This is a genomic window from Exiguobacterium sp. KJ 601 (genome assembly GCF_027161185.1).
Taxonomy (GTDB): Bacteria; Bacillota; Bacilli; order Exiguobacteriales; family Exiguobacteriaceae; genus Exiguobacterium; species Exiguobacterium profundum.
Window position 1 is genome coordinate 306,277 of record NZ_JADHZG010000002.1, and the last position, 19,794, is coordinate 326,070.

Annotated in this window: 21 protein-coding genes; 13 read left to right on the plus strand and 8 right to left on the minus strand. The window is 48.9% G+C overall.

Going from position 1 to position 19,794, the window contains the following annotated elements:
* Positions 1–242 precede the first annotated feature (242 nt).
* Both IRJ25_RS11960 and IRJ25_RS11965 read right to left on the minus strand, forming a co-directional pair.
* On the minus strand, positions 243–821 hold the full coding sequence (locus tag IRJ25_RS11960; RefSeq protein WP_015880518.1) for a metallophosphoesterase family protein: 579 nt from the start codon (positions 819–821) through the stop codon (positions 243–245).
* Positions 818–1,309 carry a YajQ family cyclic di-GMP-binding protein gene (locus IRJ25_RS11965; protein ID WP_015880519.1) on the minus strand — a complete coding sequence of 164 codons (492 nt, stop codon included), beginning with the start codon at positions 1,307–1,309 and terminating at the stop codon, positions 818–820. The genes IRJ25_RS11960 and IRJ25_RS11965 overlap by 4 nt, the downstream gene beginning before the upstream one ends.
* Before the next feature lie 68 nt (positions 1,310–1,377).
* On the opposite strand from IRJ25_RS11965, the gene pulA reads away from it, so the two are divergent.
* Positions 1,378–3,375 carry a type I pullulanase gene (gene pulA, locus IRJ25_RS11970; RefSeq protein WP_269318353.1) on the plus strand — a complete coding sequence of 666 codons (1,998 nt, stop codon included), beginning with the start codon at positions 1,378–1,380 and terminating at the stop codon, positions 3,373–3,375.
* A gap of 14 nt (positions 3,376–3,389) precedes the next feature.
* Here the strand turns inward: pulA and IRJ25_RS11975 are convergent, their stop codons facing one another.
* Positions 3,390–3,554, minus strand: a complete 165-nt coding sequence (locus IRJ25_RS11975) for a YycC family protein (protein ID WP_074034904.1) — start codon at positions 3,552–3,554, stop codon at positions 3,390–3,392.
* Positions 3,555–3,684: 130 nt separating this feature from the next.
* Here IRJ25_RS11975 and IRJ25_RS11980 point away from each other — a divergent pair, with 130 nt between their 5' ends.
* The 4 genes from IRJ25_RS11980 to IRJ25_RS11995 all read left to right on the plus strand — a co-directional run bounded on the left by IRJ25_RS11980 (position 3,685) and on the right by IRJ25_RS11995 (position 8,393).
* A complete protein-coding gene (locus IRJ25_RS11980; protein ID WP_214784204.1) occupies positions 3,685–4,485 on the plus strand; it encodes a hypothetical protein in 801 nt (266 codons plus the stop codon).
* A gap of 91 nt (positions 4,486–4,576) precedes the next feature.
* Complete coding sequence (locus tag IRJ25_RS11985; RefSeq protein ID WP_269318354.1) at positions 4,577–6,700, plus strand: MMPL family transporter; 2,124 nt, start codon at positions 4,577–4,579, stop codon at positions 6,698–6,700.
* 248 nt (positions 6,701–6,948) lie between these two features.
* Complete coding sequence (locus IRJ25_RS11990) at positions 6,949–7,590, plus strand: YitT family protein (protein ID WP_269318355.1); 642 nt, start codon at positions 6,949–6,951, stop codon at positions 7,588–7,590.
* Positions 7,591–7,670: 80 nt separating this feature from the next.
* On the plus strand, positions 7,671–8,393 hold the full coding sequence (locus IRJ25_RS11995) for a YwiC-like family protein (RefSeq protein ID WP_078146145.1): 723 nt from the start codon (positions 7,671–7,673) through the stop codon (positions 8,391–8,393).
* Between the two features lie 21 nt (positions 8,394–8,414).
* Here IRJ25_RS11995 and IRJ25_RS12000 read toward each other — a convergent pair whose 3' ends face one another.
* The 3 genes from IRJ25_RS12000 to IRJ25_RS12010 all read right to left on the minus strand — a co-directional run bounded on the left by IRJ25_RS12000 (position 8,415) and on the right by IRJ25_RS12010 (position 10,215).
* Positions 8,415–9,359 carry a DUF4003 family protein gene (locus IRJ25_RS12000; RefSeq protein ID WP_240499775.1) on the minus strand — a complete coding sequence of 315 codons (945 nt, stop codon included), beginning with the start codon at positions 9,357–9,359 and terminating at the stop codon, positions 8,415–8,417.
* Positions 9,360–9,449: 90 nt separating this feature from the next.
* Positions 9,450–9,881: a YbjN domain-containing protein gene (locus tag IRJ25_RS12005; protein ID WP_015880528.1), complete on the minus strand. Its 432-nt coding sequence runs from the start codon at positions 9,879–9,881 to the stop codon at positions 9,450–9,452.
* A 67-nt stretch (positions 9,882–9,948) separates the two neighbouring features.
* Positions 9,949–10,215: a metal-sensitive transcriptional regulator gene (locus IRJ25_RS12010; protein WP_015880529.1), complete on the minus strand. Its 267-nt coding sequence runs from the start codon at positions 10,213–10,215 to the stop codon at positions 9,949–9,951.
* Between the two features lie 277 nt (positions 10,216–10,492).
* Here IRJ25_RS12010 and IRJ25_RS12015 point away from each other — a divergent pair, with 277 nt between their 5' ends.
* The 5 genes from IRJ25_RS12015 (at position 10,493) to IRJ25_RS12035 (ending at position 15,934) form a co-directional block, all read left to right on the plus strand.
* Positions 10,493–10,798 (plus strand): rhodanese-like domain-containing protein, encoded by a 306-nt coding sequence (locus IRJ25_RS12015; RefSeq protein WP_269318356.1) that lies wholly within the window; start codon positions 10,493–10,495, stop codon positions 10,796–10,798.
* On the plus strand, positions 10,795–13,260 hold the full coding sequence (locus IRJ25_RS12020) for a CoA-disulfide reductase (RefSeq protein WP_269318357.1): 2,466 nt from the start codon (positions 10,795–10,797) through the stop codon (positions 13,258–13,260). Before IRJ25_RS12015 ends, IRJ25_RS12020 begins: the two co-directional genes overlap by 4 nt.
* A 189-nt stretch (positions 13,261–13,449) precedes the next feature.
* Positions 13,450–14,895 (plus strand): alanine/glycine:cation symporter family protein, encoded by a 1,446-nt coding sequence (locus tag IRJ25_RS12025; RefSeq protein ID WP_196430365.1) that lies wholly within the window; start codon positions 13,450–13,452, stop codon positions 14,893–14,895.
* A gap of 84 nt (positions 14,896–14,979) precedes the next feature.
* Entirely contained in the window at positions 14,980–15,435 is a 456-nt protein-coding gene (locus IRJ25_RS12030; RefSeq protein ID WP_269318358.1) for a hypothetical protein, read from the plus strand.
* 52 nt (positions 15,436–15,487) lie between these two features.
* On the plus strand, positions 15,488–15,934 hold the full coding sequence (locus tag IRJ25_RS12035; protein WP_269318359.1) for a hypothetical protein: 447 nt from the start codon (positions 15,488–15,490) through the stop codon (positions 15,932–15,934).
* A gap of 39 nt (positions 15,935–15,973) precedes the next feature.
* On the opposite strand, the gene IRJ25_RS12040 is transcribed toward IRJ25_RS12035, so the two are convergent.
* On the minus strand, positions 15,974–16,945 hold the full coding sequence (locus IRJ25_RS12040; RefSeq protein ID WP_269318360.1) for a metal ABC transporter solute-binding protein, Zn/Mn family: 972 nt from the start codon (positions 16,943–16,945) through the stop codon (positions 15,974–15,976).
* A 173-nt stretch (positions 16,946–17,118) separates the two neighbouring features.
* Between IRJ25_RS12040 and IRJ25_RS12045 the strand changes: the two genes are divergently transcribed.
* The 3 genes from IRJ25_RS12045 (at position 17,119) to IRJ25_RS12055 (ending at position 19,204) form a co-directional block, all read left to right on the plus strand.
* Positions 17,119–18,054: an alpha/beta hydrolase gene (locus IRJ25_RS12045; RefSeq protein WP_074034886.1), complete on the plus strand. Its 936-nt coding sequence runs from the start codon at positions 17,119–17,121 to the stop codon at positions 18,052–18,054.
* A 63-nt stretch (positions 18,055–18,117) separates the two neighbouring features.
* Positions 18,118–18,717: a histidine phosphatase family protein gene (locus IRJ25_RS12050; RefSeq protein ID WP_159563373.1), complete on the plus strand. Its 600-nt coding sequence runs from the start codon at positions 18,118–18,120 to the stop codon at positions 18,715–18,717.
* A gap of 10 nt (positions 18,718–18,727) precedes the next feature.
* A complete protein-coding gene (locus IRJ25_RS12055; protein ID WP_214784182.1) occupies positions 18,728–19,204 on the plus strand; it encodes a DUF456 domain-containing protein in 477 nt (158 codons plus the stop codon).
* Between the two features lie 72 nt (positions 19,205–19,276).
* Here the strand turns inward: IRJ25_RS12055 and IRJ25_RS12060 are convergent, their stop codons facing one another.
* The gene (locus IRJ25_RS12060; protein WP_031424441.1) at positions 19,277–19,750 is read right to left on the minus strand and encodes a YwpF-like family protein; all 474 of its coding nucleotides are present in this window, start codon (positions 19,748–19,750) and stop codon (positions 19,277–19,279) included.
* Positions 19,751–19,794 lie beyond the last annotated feature (44 nt).

Consider the following 19,794-nt stretch of genomic DNA (forward strand, 5'->3'; position numbering starts at 1 on the left):
CATGAAGCGAACCAGACGGAATCGAGAAGGTTCAACGCGCCAATCTGGCTTCAGTCACTGTACAAAGCATAAAAAGTTGCCTAACCTGTTGATTGGAAAGGACCGTCTCATAATACGTCTTCAATTTCTTGGGGCAGAACGCCCCAAGAAATCGAAACCCACAAAAAAAGATGGACCAGATTGCAAGATGCAATCTGGTTCATCAACAGCCTGGACCTCAAAAATTGAGGTCCTTTTTGTATTCACGCTTTCATCCGCGTCACCGTCCGGGCTTCCGTATCATAGAGACACCATTCCCGATCGAATATGACAGCACCGACGTTGATGACATATCGTTTTTTCTTCAAATGGAACGGTGTCCCGATTTCCCACGGCAAGGATTTTCCTTTTCGGTAAATCCCGGGGATGTGACTATGTCCGATGAAGACGAGTGGATATTTCCCTTTCTCGACAACCGGTTCCCAGTCTTCGTTCCATTTGACTTGATGCCCATGTAAAAAGCGGGCTTCCTCGAGAGTCGTCTGTTCCGGCAATAAGGAAATCCGTGTTTTCACGGGATGGTCGATGACGAGCACCTCGTCGATTCGCTCTTCCTGATTACCACGTAGACTCGGAAATGTGAGTAGCGCTTCGTAATTCGGATCATACGTCACGACGTCTTCCACATGATGAAAGCGTTCGTGACGTCGTTTTTTCCCGATGTGGCATTCATATAGATCCCCGAGACAGAGAATGTGCTCGGTTTCTCGCCGGACATCATCGAGAACGGCCTTCAAATCATCAAACGAACCGTGTGGGTCACTGATGATGGCGAGTTTCATCGGAAGTTCGTAAATTGGGCATCGACGGACAACTCGAGTTCACGTACGAGTTGCATGACGGCTTGAAGATCGTCACGCGACTTACCTGTCACGCGAATTTGGTCGTCCTGGATTTGCGATTTGACTTTTAGTTTTGATTCCTTGATGGCGTTGTTGATTTTCTTCGCGTCGTCTTTGTCGATGCCGCTCTTTAGTTTCACACGTTGGCGAACCGTGCCGCCGAGTGCGTTCTCTACTTTTTGATAGTCGAGGTTTTTCGTCGGGACACCGCGTTTGATCAATTTTGTGATCAAGACGTCTTTTAATTGCTCGAGTTTGTAGTCGTCATCCGAGATGAGGACGAGGTCGCCATTGTCGAGCGACATCTCACTCTTTGAGCCTTTGAAGTCGTAACGGTTCAAAATTTCCTTTTCTGCGATTTGGATTGCGTTCTTCACTTCTTCAAGATTCATTTCTGACACGATATCGAAAGAATTGTCTTTTGCCATGTTTCATCCATCCTTTGTGTGGTTTTGTTATAATGATAGCAGATTTGAAGCAGTGAAGGAGTGAAGAGATGGAACGTACAATGGATCAACACACACATGCAGACTTAGATCACGTTGCCTATCACGGGAAAGACCTAGGGGTGACGTTCAAAGGGGAACAGATTCGACTACGAGTTTGGTCTCCGGTAGCGGAACAGATGTCGGTCAAGTTATATCGAACAGCCCGTGCCCGTAAGTTTGAACGACTCGAGCTCGAGCCGGCTGAGAAGGGGACGTGGGTGATCGAACTCGACCGTGCCTTATTCGAAGGTCAATTTTATGTATTTGAAGCGCTGATTGATGGGAAGAAAGTGGAGTCGCTCGATCCGTATGCGAAAGTCGTCGGAGTGAATGGGAAGCGTGGATGTCTACTTGACCCGGCATCCTTGAACCCGGACCATTGGATCAAAGAACGTCCGCTATTCAATTCTTCACAAGAGGCGGTCATCTATGAGGCGCACGTCCGCGATTTGACGAGTCACCCAGAGAGTGGGGCGACGCACCGTGGGAAGTTCTTAGGGATGACCGAGACGGGTACGACGACCACGAGCGGTTACCCGACAGGACTCGATTACATCACCTCGCTCGGAATCACACATCTTCAATTGATGCCGTTCTTTGACTACGGCTCGGTGAATGAGTCACGTGAAGGGGAAGACAACTATAACTGGGGCTACGATCCGGTTCATTACTTTGCGGTTGAAGGTTCTTACGCCTCGTCGGCAGATGATCCGGCGTCGCGAATTGTCGAATTGAAGGCAATGATTCAAGCGTTCCACGATCGGGGCATCCGGGTCATCATGGACGTCGTCTTCAATCATACGTACGATGCGTTGACGACACCGCTCGGTCAATTCGTCCCGGATTATTACTATCGCTTAAATGAAGACGGGACACTCGCGGATGGTTCGGCATGTGGGAATGACACGGCCTCTGAGCGTACGATGATGCGTAAGCTCATGGTCGAGTGTGTCACGTACTGGGCGAAAGAATTCATGATTGACGGGTTCCGTTTTGATTTGATGGGACTCCATGACGTCAAAACGATGAATCAGATTCGGAAAGCGCTCGATCGAGTCGACCCATCGATTCTTGTCATCGGGGAAGGCTGGGACTTGGATACGCCGCTCCCGGTTCGTGAAAAAGCGAATCAACATAATGCGCATAAGATGCCACGCATCGCCCAATTCAATGATGGGATTCGAGACGGTGTCCGCGGAGACGTCTTTATCGAAGACTTACCGGGCTGGGTGAGCGGCAACACGGACATGACAGCAGACGTGAAACGTGGGATTGCTGGTGGCATCACGAGCCAAAGTTTCGCTGATGAGCCGAACCAGGTCGTCAACTATGTGGAATGTCATGATAATTTGACGCTTTGGGACAAGTTGTCCGTGACGAATCCGGAAGATGATGAGACGACACGTCGCCGTCGCCACCGTTTGGCGACATCGATTGTGCTCCTGAGTCAAGGGATTCCATTCCTTCACAGTGGACAGGAGTTCTTCCGGACAAAAGACGGGGATGAGAACAGCTTCAATTCAGGCGAAGTCGTCAACCGTGTGGACTGGAACCGGGCGGAGCAAGAAGCGCCAAGTGTGGAATATGTGAAAGGTCTCTTGCGTCTGCGTAAGCAGTATCCGCTCTTCCGACTCGAAAACACGGAACAGATTCGCAAACACTTGCGTTTCTTTGATGAAGCAGAGGGTGTGATTGCCTTTGAATTGAGCCGTCATGTGGAAGGATATGTAGAACGACATATCGTCTACCACAACGCACTCGAGGAGGCGGTTGAGGTCAAACTTCCATCTGGCAAGTTCGAGGTGAACGTGGAGGACCATACCGTTAATCTGACGGCACCACGTCAAGTCGAGGACCGTCATATGACGGTCGCTCCACTCTCTACACTAGTCGTAACCGAACGTCGCCCAGATTACAGCAAGTACGCTGTGGCCGGTGGTGCAGCACTCGCCGTAATCGGTGGTCTCTGGTATGTATCGAGAAAGCGCAAACGCAAAGAGCAGTAACCAAAAAGGAGACGTTAATCCGTCTCCTTTGGTGTGTCTTCCTCTGTTTGAGATGCCTCGAGTTGCATCATTTTTTGAACGAGGATGTGTTTTGGCATATGCATCAGTTCCTCGAGAGGGACGTTTAATTTTTTTGCGAGTTCAACTGCGGTCTCTGGTGATAGTTGTAATGGACGCATGGAAGGTCTCCTTTCTAAACGATATGTCTTTACCGTCAGTATACAGGAAAATCGAAAATGTGTTGAATGAACACATTCAAAATCGAATTTCGCTTCGGTGGTTGCTAAGCTGAAATTAGGAAGTGATCAAATGTACGAACAAACAGCAGACTTTCAATTTCATCAAACGATCGAATGGCTTGAACGTGTAGGTGAAGGTTGGATGTTGTACTTGGCGCAAACTGGATTTTTGTTCTTTGACGAGTCGTCTCAAATTCGCTGGGAGATCGACTGGAAATGGACACCATGCGCCCTATATGTGGAGCCGAATGCAAGACGTGCCGTGGCATGGTTCCAGGAAAAAGGACTTTACGGAGTCATTGATTTACAACGAGGACAGATGGAGACGCATGCGATCCCTCAACGATTCAACGGAGACTGGTTTAGCAATTTGCACTATTGGCAAGGCGATGACATCTTCTTATATTCAGCCGAATCGGATGTCGTAGCCTTGAACCTCCATGATCATACGTTTCGATATAGCCGCTATGAAGAAGTCCCTGTCTTTGGGAACATCATCGAGCTAGCGTATCAAGGGACGTATGATTTTGAACGGTTCACACCTGAAACGTGTGTGACATTGTTCGATGAACGAACTCATCATTTTTTAGTTGAAAATGTGAAAACGAAAGAAACCTGGCGCATTCCATACGAAGGAAACCGCGACACGGTCATTCTCGATCAAGTGGGAGAAACGACAGCAATCACATCGACAGAGTCGTTCCAACTGTTTCATCGAGAGGAAGAATTATTTTGCTCAAGCGTGTGTGCAGACAACCAATTATTGAAGGTAATGCTGTTAGATGAACGAGGGGATCGACTCGTCGTCTTGTCCGCACCACCACGATTTTGCCATAGCTGGCTTCAAGTCTTTGAACGACAAGAGTCCTGAACCGAACCTAGGTTCAGGAATTTTTTGTGAAGTGATGATGAATGAATCGAGAAACGGGAAGTAGATGGATAGACAGGGAGGAGTGACATCAATGGAATGGTTAGGTAGGCAGTTGGTTCGTTTTCGGTATGGCGTATTACTCATATGGGCGATTTTACTCGCGGGTTCAGTTTATTTCGGGCTACAGCTCCCGGGTGAGTTGAGAGGAAACGGGTTTGCCATTCAAGACGGACGTTTCCAACAGGTAGAAGATCAGTTAAATGAACGATTTGATCGAGCAGGTGCTTCAATGATCGTCTTATTTGAAGGAGGAAATCTGGAGGCGGTCATGGACGAACAACAAGACCGTTTTGGGGAAATTTCATCAATTGATGGCGTGATTACCCCGGCGGAGAATCCGGACGCGCGTTCCGGGGACGTATCCTATTTCGTGCTGGAATTCGAAGATTATGATGCGGCGGAATCCTCAATCGATGCCGTCCGAGACGCGCTCATCGTGGATACAGATACCGAAGTCCGCTTGACGGGAGAACCAGTATTTGCGGACGACTTAAACGAAGCTTCGAAGAATGACTTGATTCGAGCGGAGTTAATCGGGATTCCGGTCGCGCTTGTCGTGTTGTTGCTCGTTTTCGGCACGCCGCTCGCCGCGCTCATGCCGTTACTCGTCGGGTTGATTACCTTTATTGTGGCAGCGGGATCGCTATTCTTTTTTGCGCAAAACATGGAATTATCTATCTTTGTTCTCAATGCCGTCGCCATGATTGCGATTGCGCTCGGGATTGATTTTTCACTGTTACTCGTCAATCGGTATCGAGAAGAGTTAACACGCGGGCAATCGAGAGAAGAGGCGATTGTCCGGACAGTAGCAACGGCGGGACGCTCGATTCTCTTTTCAGGTCTATGTGTCTTTGTCGGATTGGCTGGACTTCTGTTTATTCAAGTCGATGTCTTCCAGGCAGTCGCGCTTGGTGCCCTCATTGCCGTCGCGGGGGCCGTGCTATCTGCACTGACCTTGTTGCCGTCGTCGCTTTACTTAGTCGGTGACGCCTTGAATAAAGGACGAATCATCAAGACAGATGAGACGAAATCTGAAAAGCGCTGGCAAAAACTTGCTCGCTTCGTGATGAGACGTCCGGTGACGATGACGCTCATTGCTTTGTTGATCCTGCTCCCGAGTCTTTGGTTCGTGCGCGACCTAGAGTTGAACATTCCGGACGCCGATGCGCTCCCTACCTCATATGAATCACGAGCGGCACTCGAACGATGGGACGATGTGTTTGGGGATAACTCGACCGATGCGGTCCTTCTGTTTGAAGCGAACGATTTGACCGATCCGATGATTTTAGAGGAATTGACGAGTCTCACAGATGAGTTAAACGAGGTCGATATTGTCGATAATGTCTCGACTTTCTTAACGACATCCGGATTGACGCCTGAGACGTTTACGCAACTCGCCGAAGCGGCGCCAGAACAACTCGCCCCACTTGAGCGACTTGTGACCCTTGATGGGAATACAGATTTGGCGCTCGTGAATGTCAGCTTCGATGTACCTCCGAGCGACAAAAAAGCGCAAGCATTCGTACGCGATTGGCGAGACAAAGAGTTTGAAGTCGGCGGACCGGCAGCCTTCAATGAAGAGATTTATGATGAGATTTATGACAGCATTCCCTATGCGGTCATCACCGTCATCTTGGCAACCTTCTTCATCCTCATGTGGGCGTTCCGATCCATCTTGATTCCAATCAAGGCGATTCTCATGAACGTGCTTGGTCTTGGGGCGACGTTCGGTTTACTCGTCATCGTTTTTGAATCAGGTTATGTGTACGATGCAGAAACAATCAGTATTTTGACACCGGTGTTCATCTTCTCACTCGTCTTTGGATTGTCGATGGACTATGAGGTATTTCTCGTTTCGCGAATCGAGGAATATTACCGCGAGACAGGCGACAATGACTATGCGACGGAGATGGGGCTTGCGAAGACGAGTAAAATTATCACATCGGCTGCCATCATCATGATTGTCGTGACGGGTGCGTTCGCCTTCACGGGCGTGAGTCCAATTAAACAGCTCGGCGTGGGGATTGCGCTCGCCATCTTCATTGATGCGACCATCATCCGGATCCTGCTCGTTCCGTCGCTCATGAAACTGTTCGGGGATTGGAACTGGTGGTGGTTCGGAAAGAAAGATTTACCGATACGTAACATGCACTAAAGGTAAAATTCATGAACTGAATCAAAATGTGTGGTAAACTACGTACAAGATTACGCGCAATTTGAGAAAGGAAGGTCTTTATGGATACCGAGAGGACATGGCCTCTGTTCCAACTTCCGGACTTCTAGCGTTGACTGATCACAACCACGTGTATCAATCAACAAACGGAAGATCGGAGATGGAACAGATGGAACCGCAGCTACGACTGAGGATCCTCCTCTCCGTCAAGAACGGGGAGGACAATCGGAATGAAACGAGTTGCTACCATAGTGCTCGGAACGCTGATCATGGCGTTCGGTTATTATTATTTGAATGAACAGTTTGGTTTGGCGGAAGGCGGGTTCGTCGGATTATCGCTACTCGGTCGTTATTTATTTGATATCGACCCGGCGATTTCGATGATCGTGCTCGACATCCCATTTTTTATCGTCGCTTTGTGGTGGAAAGGATGGCGTTTTGTCGGGCAAGCGGTACTAGCCGCTTCGTCTTTGTCGCTTAGTTATGCGATGTGGGACCGTCTCGACTTGCTCACGTTTGATATTCAAGTATGGCCGGCAACATTGTTTGCGGCCATCGCGAGTGGGATTGTGACCGGATATGGTCTCGGTCTTGTCTTGAAGTCAGGCGGGGCGACCGGAGGCGATGATTTATTCGCCTTAGGTCTATCGAAATGGACAGGTGTGTCGGTCGGTACGATTCTCATCACGTTTGATGTCATCGTCTTGGCGATCTCGCTCATCTATTTACCATTGTCGAATGCACTGTATACGCTCGTCGCGGTCTCGATCGCAGGTCGGGTCGTCACGAAGATGTTGGCGGACGACGTGGTTGAACATACCAAAACGGCGGTCATCAAACCCAAACTTTCACCAAAAAACGATCTCGCCTGAGATCGTTTTTTGTTTTGTAAAATTTATCACAGTTTTATAGCCGTCTTTCTTCTACACTGAACGTAGAAGGAGGGAGTCACATGAAATGGATGATTCCAAAACAACACGGCGCTTGGTCGATGCTCATCTTACCATTCTTACTCGGCGGCATTGTCGGCGGCTGGACACTCGCGCACATCCCGTTCGCCATCGCCTGGCTGTTCGTCTACATGGGCACATTTTTCTTGTTCCAATTCATCAAGCAACGGAAAAAATCGCAGCAGATGTTGCGCACGGTCATCACGTATTTGACGATTGCCACCGTCGCCGCCATCCCGGTGTTTCTGTCCGAATGGCGTCTCGTCTGGTTCGTCCTCGCGATGATTCCGTTTGGTTTGGTGAACGCCTATTTCGCCAAAATCAAGGACGAGCGCAACGTCTGGAATGACGTCAGCGCCGTCACCTCGTTTTGCATCGGTGGGATGGCGAGCTATTACCTAGGCGCGCGTACGCTCGACGCGACGATGGTGTGGGTATTCGTCTTGCCGTACCTCTATTTCCTCGGGAGTATCTTTTTCGTCAAGACGATGATTCGAGAGAAGAAGAGTGTGTCGTATCGCAATCTGTCTTGGGGATATCACGGCTTGCTCGTCGCCGTTTTCATCGTCCTTGGGTATCCGTTACTCGCGCTCGCTTACGCACCAAGCCTAATCCGAGCGGTTGTCTTCTACGGTAAAAAGATCCCTATCATGAAGATCGGGATCGTCGAAATTGCCAATTCGGTGTTCGTGCTCGGGTGTCTCAGCTGGTATTTATTTTCTTAAGAAGGGGGAACCCTTCTTTTTTTAGTCGCTTGAAGCGGTGCTCGAGATGATGGCCACGGTTGCGGCAGCCGTCGCAGCTTGTTGCATGGCGAGCAAATGCGCGAACGTGCCGTGCAACAGTAAATCGCTCGCGTCTTCCTTGATGTTGTTTGCCGCGACGAGTTGCAAGGCGACGGTCAACGCGTGTGTGTGGAACCAGCGATGTTTTTCCTTCTCCGCGTTCGTGATGTCAATCAGGTCGCGTTCGTCATTGTCGTTCGGGACCGCGACGATGGCCAACAGGGCGAGCGGTGGCAGATGTTCATTTTTGACGGCGATGGATTGTTTTTTTAGCCAGTTGTGCCAATCCAAGAAGCGGGTGACGACCTCATCTGGTGATAACTCACTAAAGGCGAATAAGTGCGAGACGAGTTGGAGTTCGTTCGAGCGGGGGAGCTGTGCTTTCAACGCTTCATAATACGTCTCAATCCGTTGACTCAACGCATCGTGGTCATCGAACGCTTGAACGAGAACGAGGGCGGACAACAGGTCTTCTTCACTCGTCAGCCAAGGATGATTTCGTTTGAACGTCTGATAGAGTGCGCTCGCCTCGTCGAGTCGGCGTTCGGGCTCATCAACGTTAATCAGTTGGCTCGCGATAAAGGGCCGTAACATACTGAAGCGGAAGTGCTTTCGGTCGAGCAACGTGTCGAGCCGGAGTACCTCGTCGATGGCCGGTTCGATGTCTTCATACTTGGCGTCGAGAAACGACAGCCAGACGAAATTATTGCTGCCGCGAAATTTTGAGAACATGCCGGTCTTTTGTTTCAGAACCGCTTGAGCGTGTTCGAACCGTTTCGAATCGAACGGGGCATCGTGCATGGCGTAGTTGATTGCCATCAAACGTCGGAAATCGTCAGTGAACCATTTTGTCGCCCCCCTGATTCCTTCGAGTGCTTCGAGGTAATGGGTGTAACGTGTCATCATCAGCAATTCCTCCTTTTTCTCCTTATACGAGTCCGCTCGAAAGAATGATTCAAAAACAGCCGCCCTGGATTCGTCCGGGGCGGCTGTTTGTTATTGGACTTGCGTATACAACTTCTGCATGTACTCGTTCACTTCGTCGGCCGCTTGGAACATCATGAATGAATGTTGCAAGATGATCTCTGGTGAGAAACCGAGGTCGAGGTCGAGTGTCGAGGCGAGTGTGACATCGCGATCGCTGTCGAGTACACAACGGAAGTATTTGAACTCCTGGTTGAACTCGTTCAAGGCATTAAGAATCGGTAAATCTTCTACGTAATCTGGAACGTGCGTGACGGTAGCAGCATACAACTCAGCATCTGTCGTCTTTTTGTTAAAAGCGATAATCATAACGGGCTGAGCCCCGGATTTTGTTGTTTCACGCGTCAAGAACGTGACGTGCGTTTCAGTGTCGCTCTCTTTGAACGTCATGTTGCGTTCAGCGGCGAGCGCTCTAAATGATTCTACTTTTTCTTCGAAGTTCACAAGGAAATCCCCCTTAGTAAGTCGTTACTCTAACTTTCTCCCATTTGGACAGGGAAAGCAAGGGGAACTAGCGTTTCATCAACATTTTAATGGCTTCTTCCACCGTTTCGGACGTATCTTCGCCATCTGCTTGAGCGGTGATGATACATTGTTCCAAGTTCTTAGCCACAATGATAGTCGAAGCGCGATCGAGTGCGGAACGTGCGGCACTTAATTGCGTCACGACATCGCGACATTCTTTTCCTTCCTCCATCATCCGGATGATGGCACGAATTTGTCCTTCCACTCGTTTCATGCGATTCAATACTTTTGCATCGTATACATACGGTTCCATATCATTCACCTCTATAGAAAAAATTGTTCAGTTACCCAACTATTTATTGTGTAGGCTCATCTTAATACATGGGGGAGTATGTGTCGAGCATCAACTATCCAAATGGATGATGTTGAAAAATTCGACATTTCGTCAAACTTATTTCTTGCAATTAAATACCTAAGGGGGTATATTAATGACGTGGAAGCTAAATGTTCAACAAATCACAAACTTGTCGAACGCCAGCAACCAAGCCGAATGGTATAAATTGAATTGAAAAAAGAAAGGTAGATCAACGATGAAAGCATCCGCTTTAAAACGTCAAATGGACTTTGAAGTGCCTGTAAATATCGTCGACGTCCGAGAACGTGACGAGTTTCAAGAAGCACATATCGAAGGTGCGAGAAACTATCCATTATCTGAAATGACAGAGTGGATCGACACACTCGATCCAGCTGAAGAATATGTCGTTCTTTGCCGCTCTGGTGCACGCAGCACGCAAGCGACTTGGCAAATGGAGGCGAAAGGCTATAAAGTGGTCAATATAGAAGATGGCTTGATGAGTTGGCCAGGAGAAGTCGTCAGAGGAGGAAATGGACAATGAGTAAAAAAATCGTAATCGTCGGTGGGGTGGCAGGTGGTGCATCTGCAGCTGCACGACTCCGTCGTTTGAATGAAGAGAATCACATCGTCATGTTCGACCGTGGAGAGTACATCTCGTTTGCGAACTGTGGTCTTCCATATTATATCGGGGACGTTATCCAAGACCGTCAAAAACTCCTCGTTCAAACCGTTGAAGGGATGAACAAGCGTTTCCAACTCGATATCCGCAATTTGACGGAAGTCGTCAAAATCAACCGTGACGAGAAAACAGTGACGGTGAAACACGTCCAAACAGGCGAAACGTATAACGAGTCATACGACGTCCTCATCTTGTCACCGGGAGCGAAACCGATTCGTCCAAATATCCCTGGAATCGACGAGGCAGAAGATATCTTCACACTTCGCAACATTCCGGACACAGATAAAATCCGTGGCTACGTCGATGACAAGGCACCAAAGCATGCGACTGTAATCGGTGGAGGCTTCATCGGGATCGAGATGGCAGAAAACTTACGTGAGCGTGGCGTTGAGGTGACGCTCGTTGAGATGGCAGACCAAGTCATGACGCCGCTCGATCGTGAGATGGTGGCGCCAATTCATGAACACATGCGCTTGCATGGCGTCGAGCTTCAATTGTCTGATGGCGTTTCTTCGTTCTCAGAGCAAGGAAAGAAAGTTCATTTGACAAGCGGTCGTATCATCGATACAGATATGGTCATCATGTCGATCGGTGTTACACCGGAATCGACGATTGCGCGTGAAGCAGGCCTTGAAACAGGTACGCGCGGTGCCATTCGTGTTAATGAAAAGATGCTCACATCAGACCCGAATATTTACGCGATCGGGGATGCGGTCGAAGTACTCGACTACGTCTTCAAAGAACCAACTGTCGTGCCACTCGCATGGCCAGCGAACCGTCAAGGCCGTCTCGTTGCCGATATCATTAACGGCCGCGACGTGAAATACAATGGAACGATGGGAACGGGAATCGCCAAAGTATTTGATATGACGGTTGCATCGACAGGATGGAATGAAAAACGGTTGAAGGCGGCTGGCAAGACGTATGAGGCTGTTCACGTGCATCCAGGTTCGCATGCTGGTTATTATCCAGGATCGACACCTGTGTCGCTTAAACTCTTGTTCCACCCGACAACGGGTGAAATCTATGGTGCGCAAGGTGTCGGAATCAATGGAGTCGATAAACGCATCGACGTCATTGCGACAGCTATGAAGGGTGGTTTGACGGTCCTCGATCTACCTGACCTTGAGCTCAGTTATGCACCACCGTTCAGTTCTGCGAAAGATCCGGTCAATATGATCGGCTATGTCGCGTCGAACATCGTCCTCGGTGACAATGAAGTCGTACATTGGGATGAAATCGATGAGCTCGTGGAAAACGGAGCGACGTTACTAGACGTTCGCGATGAATCGGAGCATGAACTCGGAAAGATTCCAGGATCGATCAATGTGCCACTCAACTCATTACGAGAAAACTTGGACAACTACGACCGGAATGAAACGATTTACGTGACGTGTCAAGTCGGTCTTCGTGGCTATCTCGCATCACGCATCTTACGTCAAAACGGCTTCAAGGTGAAAAACTTGAGCGGTGGCTACAAGACGTGGTCGCAAATCAATCGTGATTTCGAGGCGCTTGAAGAAGCGAACACATCAAATGAAACAGCGGCTACCGTTGTAGAAGAGGAGCCAACACAAATGACAAATGCACCAATCGGGGAAGCTGTCATGTTAGACACATGTGGTCTACAATGCCCGGGACCTATTTTAGAAGTAAATAAGAAAGTCGCAGAACTCGGGGAAGGCGAAACGCTCCGCGTTCTCGCAAGTGACCCAGGATTCTTCGCAGATATCGAAGCATGGGCGAAGAAGACAGGCAACAAACTCGTCTCGAAACAATTCGTTAACGGACGCGTTGAAGCCATCCTTCAAAAAGGACAAGGTCCGGCTGCACAACAAGCGGGCGCACCAGCAGGAGACGGTGCATCAATGGTCGTCTTCAGCGGAGATCTCGACCGCGCACTCGCATCCCTCATCATTGCGCAAGGTGCTGCCGCGATGGGGAAAGAAGTGACGATGTTCTTCACATTCTGGGGACTCAATGTCATCCGCAAACCGGACGCACCGGAAGTGAAAAAGCAAGGTCTTGAGAAAATGTTCGGCATGATGATGCCAGGACATGCCGGCGAATTGCCACTTTCGAACATGAACTTCGGTGGTGTTGGTCAAAAAATGATGAAGAAAGTCATGAGCGATAAGAACGTTCCTTCTGTCGAAGAAATGATCAAGTCGGCGCAAGAAGCGGGCGTGAAAATGGTAGCTTGCACGATGTCAATGGATGTCATGGGTATCAAAGAAGAAGAGTTGATTGATGGGGTCGACCTTGGTGGTGTGGCAGCGTATCTCGGCGCAGCAGAAGGCGGTAACTTAAACCTCTTTATCTAAACGAAATAGAAAACGAGTCGGATTGCGATGCGCTCCCCGGCTCGTTTTTTGCTTTTAGAAAGAGTCGAGGTGATATTGAAAAACGAATTAATATTGCAATTTTCGTATAATTTACCTATAATTCAATTCATGTTAAGAAAGTTGACATGACTTTTTCTATTGAGATTTTTAGAGTGATGGAGGATTAGTATGGAGAAATTGGTAGAGAAACTCGTTTCGCAAGCGAACGATTTGTTGTGGTCGCAAGTGCTCATCGTTGTACTTGTTGCTTTAGGTCTTTATTTTACAGTTCGTATGGGCTTCGTTCAGTTCCGCATGATTCCTGAAATGTTCCGCCTCTTGTTCAAAGAGGGCACAGCACGTGAAAAAGGCCAAGTGTCTTCGTTCCAAGCTTTCGCAATCGGAACGGCAGCTCGTGTAGGGACGGGTAACATTGCCGGTGTGGCGACAGCGATTGCGCTAGGTGGCCCAGGAGCAGTTTTCTGGATGTGGCTCATTGCGTTGATTGGGGCAGCATCTGCATTCGTCGAAAGTACATTGGCACAAGTGTACAAGATTCGTGATGGACGCACATGGCGTGGGGGACCTGCCTACTATATGGAGCGTGCGCTCGGTCAACGCTGGCTAGGTGTCTTGTTCGCGATTTTAATCACGTTCTCATTCGGATTCGCGTTCAACTCGGTACAGTCGAATACGATTTCACTCTCCGTGAGTAACCAGTTCGGGATCAGCACAACAGTCGTTGGGGTTGTCCTCGCGATTGTGACGGCAATTGTCGTCTTCGGTGGGATCCAATCGATCGCACTCTTGTCGAGTATCATCGTACCGGTCATGGCAGGTGGCTACATCTTACTCGCGATTTGGATTATGGTGACGAACGTCTCCCTTCTACCAGACGTCTTCAGCCTCATCTTCTCAGAAGGGGTCCTCGGAATCGAGCAACTTTTCGGAGGAGCGATTGGCGCCATGGTACTTCAAGGGATTCGTCGCGGTCTCTTCTCGAACGAAGCGGGTATGGGTTCTGCACCGAACGCCGCTGCGACAGCAGAAGTATCGCACCCTGTCAAACAAGGATTGATTCAATCGTTTAGCGTATTCGTAGATACATTGCTCGTTTGTACATCGACAGCGATGATCATCTTGATTTCAGGCGTAGCCGGTTCAGAGTCGTTCGCGGGTGTCGAATTGACGCAAGCCGCGTTGACAGCAGAAATCGGATCAGTCGCAACATCGTTCTTGACGATTGCAATCTTCTTGTTCGCATTCAGTTCGATTCTTGGAAACTACTACTACGGTGAGACGAACATCCAGTTCATCTCGGATAAGAAAATCTACGTTACGCTCTATCGCATCGGTGTCGTCGGAATGGTCTTGTTTGGTGCGGTCCGCTCTGCCGGCCTCGTCTGGTCGATTGCTGACGTGTTCATGGGTCTCATGGCACTCGTGAACTTGTATGCCATCTTCCGCTTGGCGAAAGTGGCTCGCGCCGTTCTCGATGACTACTTGGCACAGCGACGCGAAGGAGAAGACCCAGTTTTCTATGTCGACTCGGTTGAAAATCTTCCTGGTCGTGAATACATCGAAGCTTGGGAAAGCGAAACAGAGGAACAACAAACAGGAACAAGTCGTTCTTGATATAAGGAACCGTCTACGAATTCAAGTAGGCGGTTTTTTTACATATATAAGACGGGTAATGTCATAAAAAGGGGGCGTTCATGTATGAAGACGACGCATTATGTACGTGTTTCCCCAGAAGTTTGGGTGTCATTTAATCAGGATCCGGAGATGATTTTAGACTGGTTGATTCATATGCATGAGCAATATCGGGATCGGGACGATACGCTGACGCTTCCGAATGTGGAACCGTTTCAACGCGTACTTAGTCAAATCGAGGTATATATCGACGGGGCCGACACGTATAACATGGAAATGGCGCTCGTCGGCGAAGAGTTGATTGTCAATGAGGCGCAGGCGGTCGTGGTCGGTATCTTGACCCCGCAGTTACTTCATATCGTCAAAGATACGTTGCATGCGTTCGGGCGAGATGATGTGAAAGACATGGCATTCGTTGCAAAAGATGAATTCGAGATGATTTGGGAAGATTGGACCCGGTTGCAACAGTTTTGTGAGATCGCTTCGTCCCAGGAAGAACTCGTCTTGATTTATTATGAATGAAAGTGAATTCCCATGGTATACTGTTAATAAATGGTATAAAGGGGATTTGCTCATGGATGTGTTCGGCACACTCATCTGGCTCGGGATACTCATCAATCCGTTTCTTGCGTATCAAACGAAAATCAAGCCGCTTTATCGCATCACACTCATCTCATTCATCGTATTCTTCATGACATGGGGGTATGCTGTGACGGGAGGGGTGGTACCGGTGCTATTCGATACAGTTTGGAACGTCCTTCTTATCGCATATATTGGTCTTTTAGTATTGAATAGTTATGTGGTCAGCAAACGATTCGTTCCACAGATGACATGGGTTCGTTTTGGTGCAATCGCACTGATTGGTGTTGGTGTCAGTCAAGCGTGGTTAGGACTAAGTACAGGAGAGTGGACACGATCATTCTTCATGGACGGGGATTTCTGGATGATGAGCGTCATCGTATCGCTACTGCTCCTGCTTCTTGTCACGATGAAGATGTTAGACCGACGAATAGAAGTATAAAAAAATCCCGAAACGAGTTGATTCGTTTCGGGATTTTGATTATTTCAACGCTGTCTCAAGTGCCTTGACGTTTTCACGCATCAAGTCGAAGTAGCTCTTATCCATCTGTTCTTTCGTGACCGATTCCAAGTTGTAGATCGTCACGCTCTCTGCACCGATCTCTTGTTTCACGACTTCGGCCACTTTTGGTGTGACCGTGTCTTCGAATGCGATATAGTTCAAGTCGTGGAGACGGGCTTCCTCGATGATCCGTTTGAGAGCTTGTTGTGACGGCTCTTCAGACGGTGTAAGTCCCGCGATTGGTAATTGGTCAAATCCGTAACGTTCAGCCAAATAACCATATGCGGCATGCGTCACGAGTAACTCGGATTTTGAACCGTTCTCGACGGCTGCCTTCAATTCCGCGTCGAGATCGTTTGCTTCGTCTTTGAAAGTGCTTAACCGTTCTGCGAACTCGTCTTTATAGTCGGGTGCTTCCTCACTGAATGCGGCTTCGACCGCTTCTGCCATTGATACAGCATTCATCGGGTCGAGCCAGACGTGGGGATCGTATTGACCGTGACTATGACCGTCTCCTTCTTCGTGAGCATGTTCGTCTTCAGTATGTCCTTCCTCATCATGGACATGGACGGTATCCGCCGCATCGAGTAACTTCACGTTCTCGGCTGTTTTGACGAAGGCGACGTTCTGACCATCTAAACTCTTCTCCATAGACTCGACGTAAGGTTCAAGGTCATGACCAATCGTCAAAAAGAGGTCGGCTTCTGCGATTTGTGTCATTTGCTTTGAAGTTGGCTCATACGTATGCGGATCAGCCCCAGGTGGAATGACCATCTCCACGTGGACGCGGTCGCCACCGATTTCTTCGGCTAATGATTTTAATGCAAACGTTGAAGCGAAGACGGTCAGTTGACCATCTGTCGATTCAGATGCGTTATCTCCTTCGGTATTTCCACACGCACCAAGTAAAAGCGTACCGGCTGCGACTGCGCCTAACCAAGTTTTCTTCATCTTCCATCTTCCACCTTTCAAGTTATCTGAATATTAAATCGTAACTGTTACGTTTTATGACTGCGAGTAATATTATAGTGTGAGCTTCGGAGCACGTCAAGTCCGACTTCTGATGGATAGATTTTTGAAAAAAGCGGGAATATGATTAAAAAAAGGAACGAGGAGTGGATTGTATGAGAAAGGAGACTGCCTGGTTTGTCGGGGGTGCGGCGATTGCTGCGGCGACGGCAGCCGGGGCTAGCGTGTGGAGTCAATATGGGTCCCTTGTCAGATGGCAAGAACCCGAGTTGCCGATTCAACCGACAACACGCCGGCGCCACACGTACACGTATAAAATTGTTCACGATCGTCCGCTCCAATTTGATTTGTATCTCCCCCCTGGAGAAGGGCCGTTCCCCGTAGCGGTATATGCACATGGGGGAGCGTTCGTCAGAGGGAATCGGAGTATGGTGACCCTGTTTCATCCATTGCTTGACCACTTTTTGGGGAAAGGAATCGCTGTCGTCAGCATCGATTATCGCTTATTTGAAGACGGGGTGTACTTCCCCGATAATATTTTTGATGTCTCAGATGCACTGTGCTATTTGAAACAACATGAATCGTTATTGACGCTAGACACGAGTCAATTGCTCGTTTGGGGGGATTCAGCAGGCGCTGCGCTCATGCTTGCGACTGCGCTCGACCGTCATCGACAATTTGCAGGTGATTTGGGAGACGACCTCCCGACGATCAAAGGGGTCATCGCCTTGTATCCACCGACGAACTTTTTATTGTTCAAATTCATCCAGACGTGGCTCGCCCATTTAAAGTTCTATGAAGGAAGCCGCGAGGAATGGCGTGAGTTGATGGTAAAATGCTCCCCGGTCTCCCATCTATACGCCGATGCCCCGCCGATTTTACTGCTACACGGGAAGAAAGATCCGATTGTCCCGTTCGGCCAAGCGCTTCACTTCGTCGAACATGCGAGTGATGTCGGTGCGAACGTTCAACTCATCTCATTTCCAAATGGAACCCACTCGCTTGCGAGCTTCCTCCAATCGGATAATCCAATCAAAGAAGAGCAACTCATGGCCCGAATCAATCGTTTTATTGAAGAATGTCTCGGATGACGTTGCGATTTTTAAGGAAGATGGTACGATGGGGGATGATTGAAAGAGTAAGGAGTGGAAGTAGTGACAGAGTTATGTTTAGTCAGACACGGTCAGACCGATTGGAATCGTTTAGAAATTATTCAAGGGCGTGAAGATAACCCGTTGAATGCACTCGGACGTCAACAGGCAGAGGAGAGTGCAGCTTTTTTGAGTCAAGAGGAATGGGACGTCATCGTATCGAGTCCCCTGTCACGTGCGGTTCACACCGCACAAGCAATCGCAACAGCGTGTGGTATCGAACATAAAGCGATTCTGCTAGATGAGCGTTTCATTGAACGTGAATTCGGAACGGCATCCGGGCAACCCGTGAAAGGAATTTACGAGGCGGTCCAAGCAGATGACCAGGAGCGGATTCCTGGTCTCGAAACAGAAGACGAGATGCGTAGCCGGGTCTTAGAAGGAATGAACCATTTGGTGGATACGTATCCAGGGAAGCGCATCGTTGTCGTCTGCCATTCCCATGCAATCAAAGCGGCGCTTTCTGCCATCGATGGGACATATACGTTCCGTCACGCCATGCGAAACGCCTGCTCGAACTATATCATCCATCAACAAGGTCAGTTTGAAGTGAAGGCGGTCAACGTGGCTGACCATATCACCGATCCGACCATTATGAAATGAGGAGAATGTCATGACGACCTTACTATGGGTATTCATTATCGCATCATTTGTGGTCGCTTTTGCAGGACTCATCTATCCAGTCATCCCGAGTGTCTTGTTCTTGTTCATCGGATACATGATTTATGGATTCGGTTTTTCGTTTGAACCATTGACCTGGACATTCTGGGTATGGCAATCGATCTTCCTCGTCTTCTTATTCGGCGTCGACTATGTCGTCACCCGGGCTACGGTGGATAAACGGGGTGGTTCGGAGCGAGCGAAATGGGGTGCGACAATCGGCTTGATTGCGGGACCGTTTATTTTCCCGCTCGTCGGGGTTTTGATTTTCCCGTTCATCTTCGCTTTCTTGGCGGAGTTGACACTCGGGAAGACGACACGTGAAGCGTGGAGCATCGGCGTCGGCACCGTTCTCGCCTTTCTCGGCAGCACGCTCTTAAAAGTGATCGGGATGACGATGATGATCATCCTATTCTTTATCTACGTGTGAGGCGGAGATGTTTCTCCGTCTTTTTAGTTTGAAAGGTGAATGGTTTTGGGGAAAGAAAAACAGGTCATCCGATTATTCGAATGACCCGGTTTTGACCAATTGATTGAAAGCGGAGCGACTGAACGATTGTTGCATTTCGACTTTTTTCTCGAAGAAGGCGGGCTTTAAATTCGAAGTGGCGACGCCATCTTGAATCAACGAATCGAGTACTTGCTTCGTCGCGTCTTGTTTCGGCATCAACATGAGTCCTTCAGCGACGAACGTATGATGGTCGTTCAAGGCCCGCTCGCTCGTGAACGTCAAAGCGAGTGCAGCCGGGGCGTTCGTTGGCGACGTGATGACGGCTTCAGCGAGGATGAGGATGCGTTTGTTTAAGTAATGATGGAGCGTGACAGCCGACTCGGTCGGCACGAGCATTTCGAGGAGCCACTCTGAATCGTGCTCCTTCGAGATGATTAACCCATCGAGTAAATCGATCGGTAAATTCAGTTCATTGCCGTATTCGTCTTGGACGAGTCGGACTTGGACGAGGCGAAACGTTTTCATGGGATCGTTCCTTTCCGCGTTTTCTTTAGACCATCTTAACACAG

Excerpts from the sequence above, each read along its gene's own strand:
- IRJ25_RS11960 (WP_015880518.1), bottom strand. The coding sequence starts at position 821 with ATGAAACTCGCCATCATCAGTGACCCACACGGTTCGTTTGATGATTTG.
- IRJ25_RS11965 (WP_015880519.1), bottom strand. The coding sequence starts at position 1,309 with ATGGCAAAAGACAATTCTTTCGATATCGTGTCAGAAATGAATCTTGAA.
- pulA (WP_269318353.1), top strand. The coding sequence starts at position 1,378 with ATGGAACGTACAATGGATCAACACACACATGCAGACTTAGATCACGTT.
- IRJ25_RS11975 (WP_074034904.1), bottom strand. The coding sequence starts at position 3,554 with ATGCGTCCATTACAACTATCACCAGAGACCGCAGTTGAACTCGCAAAA.
- IRJ25_RS11980 (WP_214784204.1), top strand. The coding sequence starts at position 3,685 with ATGTACGAACAAACAGCAGACTTTCAATTTCATCAAACGATCGAATGG.
- IRJ25_RS11985 (WP_269318354.1), top strand. The coding sequence starts at position 4,577 with ATGGAATGGTTAGGTAGGCAGTTGGTTCGTTTTCGGTATGGCGTATTA.
- IRJ25_RS11990 (WP_269318355.1), top strand. The coding sequence starts at position 6,949 with ATGAAACGAGTTGCTACCATAGTGCTCGGAACGCTGATCATGGCGTTC.
- IRJ25_RS11995 (WP_078146145.1), top strand. The coding sequence starts at position 7,671 with ATGAAATGGATGATTCCAAAACAACACGGCGCTTGGTCGATGCTCATC.
- IRJ25_RS12000 (WP_240499775.1), bottom strand. The coding sequence starts at position 9,359 with ATGATGACACGTTACACCCATTACCTCGAAGCACTCGAAGGAATCAGG.
- IRJ25_RS12010 (WP_015880529.1), bottom strand. The coding sequence starts at position 10,215 with ATGGAACCGTATGTATACGATGCAAAAGTATTGAATCGCATGAAACGA.
- IRJ25_RS12015 (WP_269318356.1), top strand. The coding sequence starts at position 10,493 with ATGAAAGCATCCGCTTTAAAACGTCAAATGGACTTTGAAGTGCCTGTA.
- IRJ25_RS12020 (WP_269318357.1), top strand. The coding sequence starts at position 10,795 with ATGAGTAAAAAAATCGTAATCGTCGGTGGGGTGGCAGGTGGTGCATCT.
- IRJ25_RS12025 (WP_196430365.1), top strand. The coding sequence starts at position 13,450 with ATGGAGAAATTGGTAGAGAAACTCGTTTCGCAAGCGAACGATTTGTTG.
- IRJ25_RS12030 (WP_269318358.1), top strand. The coding sequence starts at position 14,980 with ATGAAGACGACGCATTATGTACGTGTTTCCCCAGAAGTTTGGGTGTCA.
- IRJ25_RS12035 (WP_269318359.1), top strand. The coding sequence starts at position 15,488 with ATGGATGTGTTCGGCACACTCATCTGGCTCGGGATACTCATCAATCCG.
- IRJ25_RS12040 (WP_269318360.1), bottom strand. The coding sequence starts at position 16,945 with ATGAAGAAAACTTGGTTAGGCGCAGTCGCAGCCGGTACGCTTTTACTT.
- IRJ25_RS12045 (WP_074034886.1), top strand. The coding sequence starts at position 17,119 with ATGAGAAAGGAGACTGCCTGGTTTGTCGGGGGTGCGGCGATTGCTGCG.
- IRJ25_RS12055 (WP_214784182.1), top strand. The coding sequence starts at position 18,728 with ATGACGACCTTACTATGGGTATTCATTATCGCATCATTTGTGGTCGCT.
- IRJ25_RS12060 (WP_031424441.1), bottom strand. The coding sequence starts at position 19,750 with ATGAAAACGTTTCGCCTCGTCCAAGTCCGACTCGTCCAAGACGAATAC.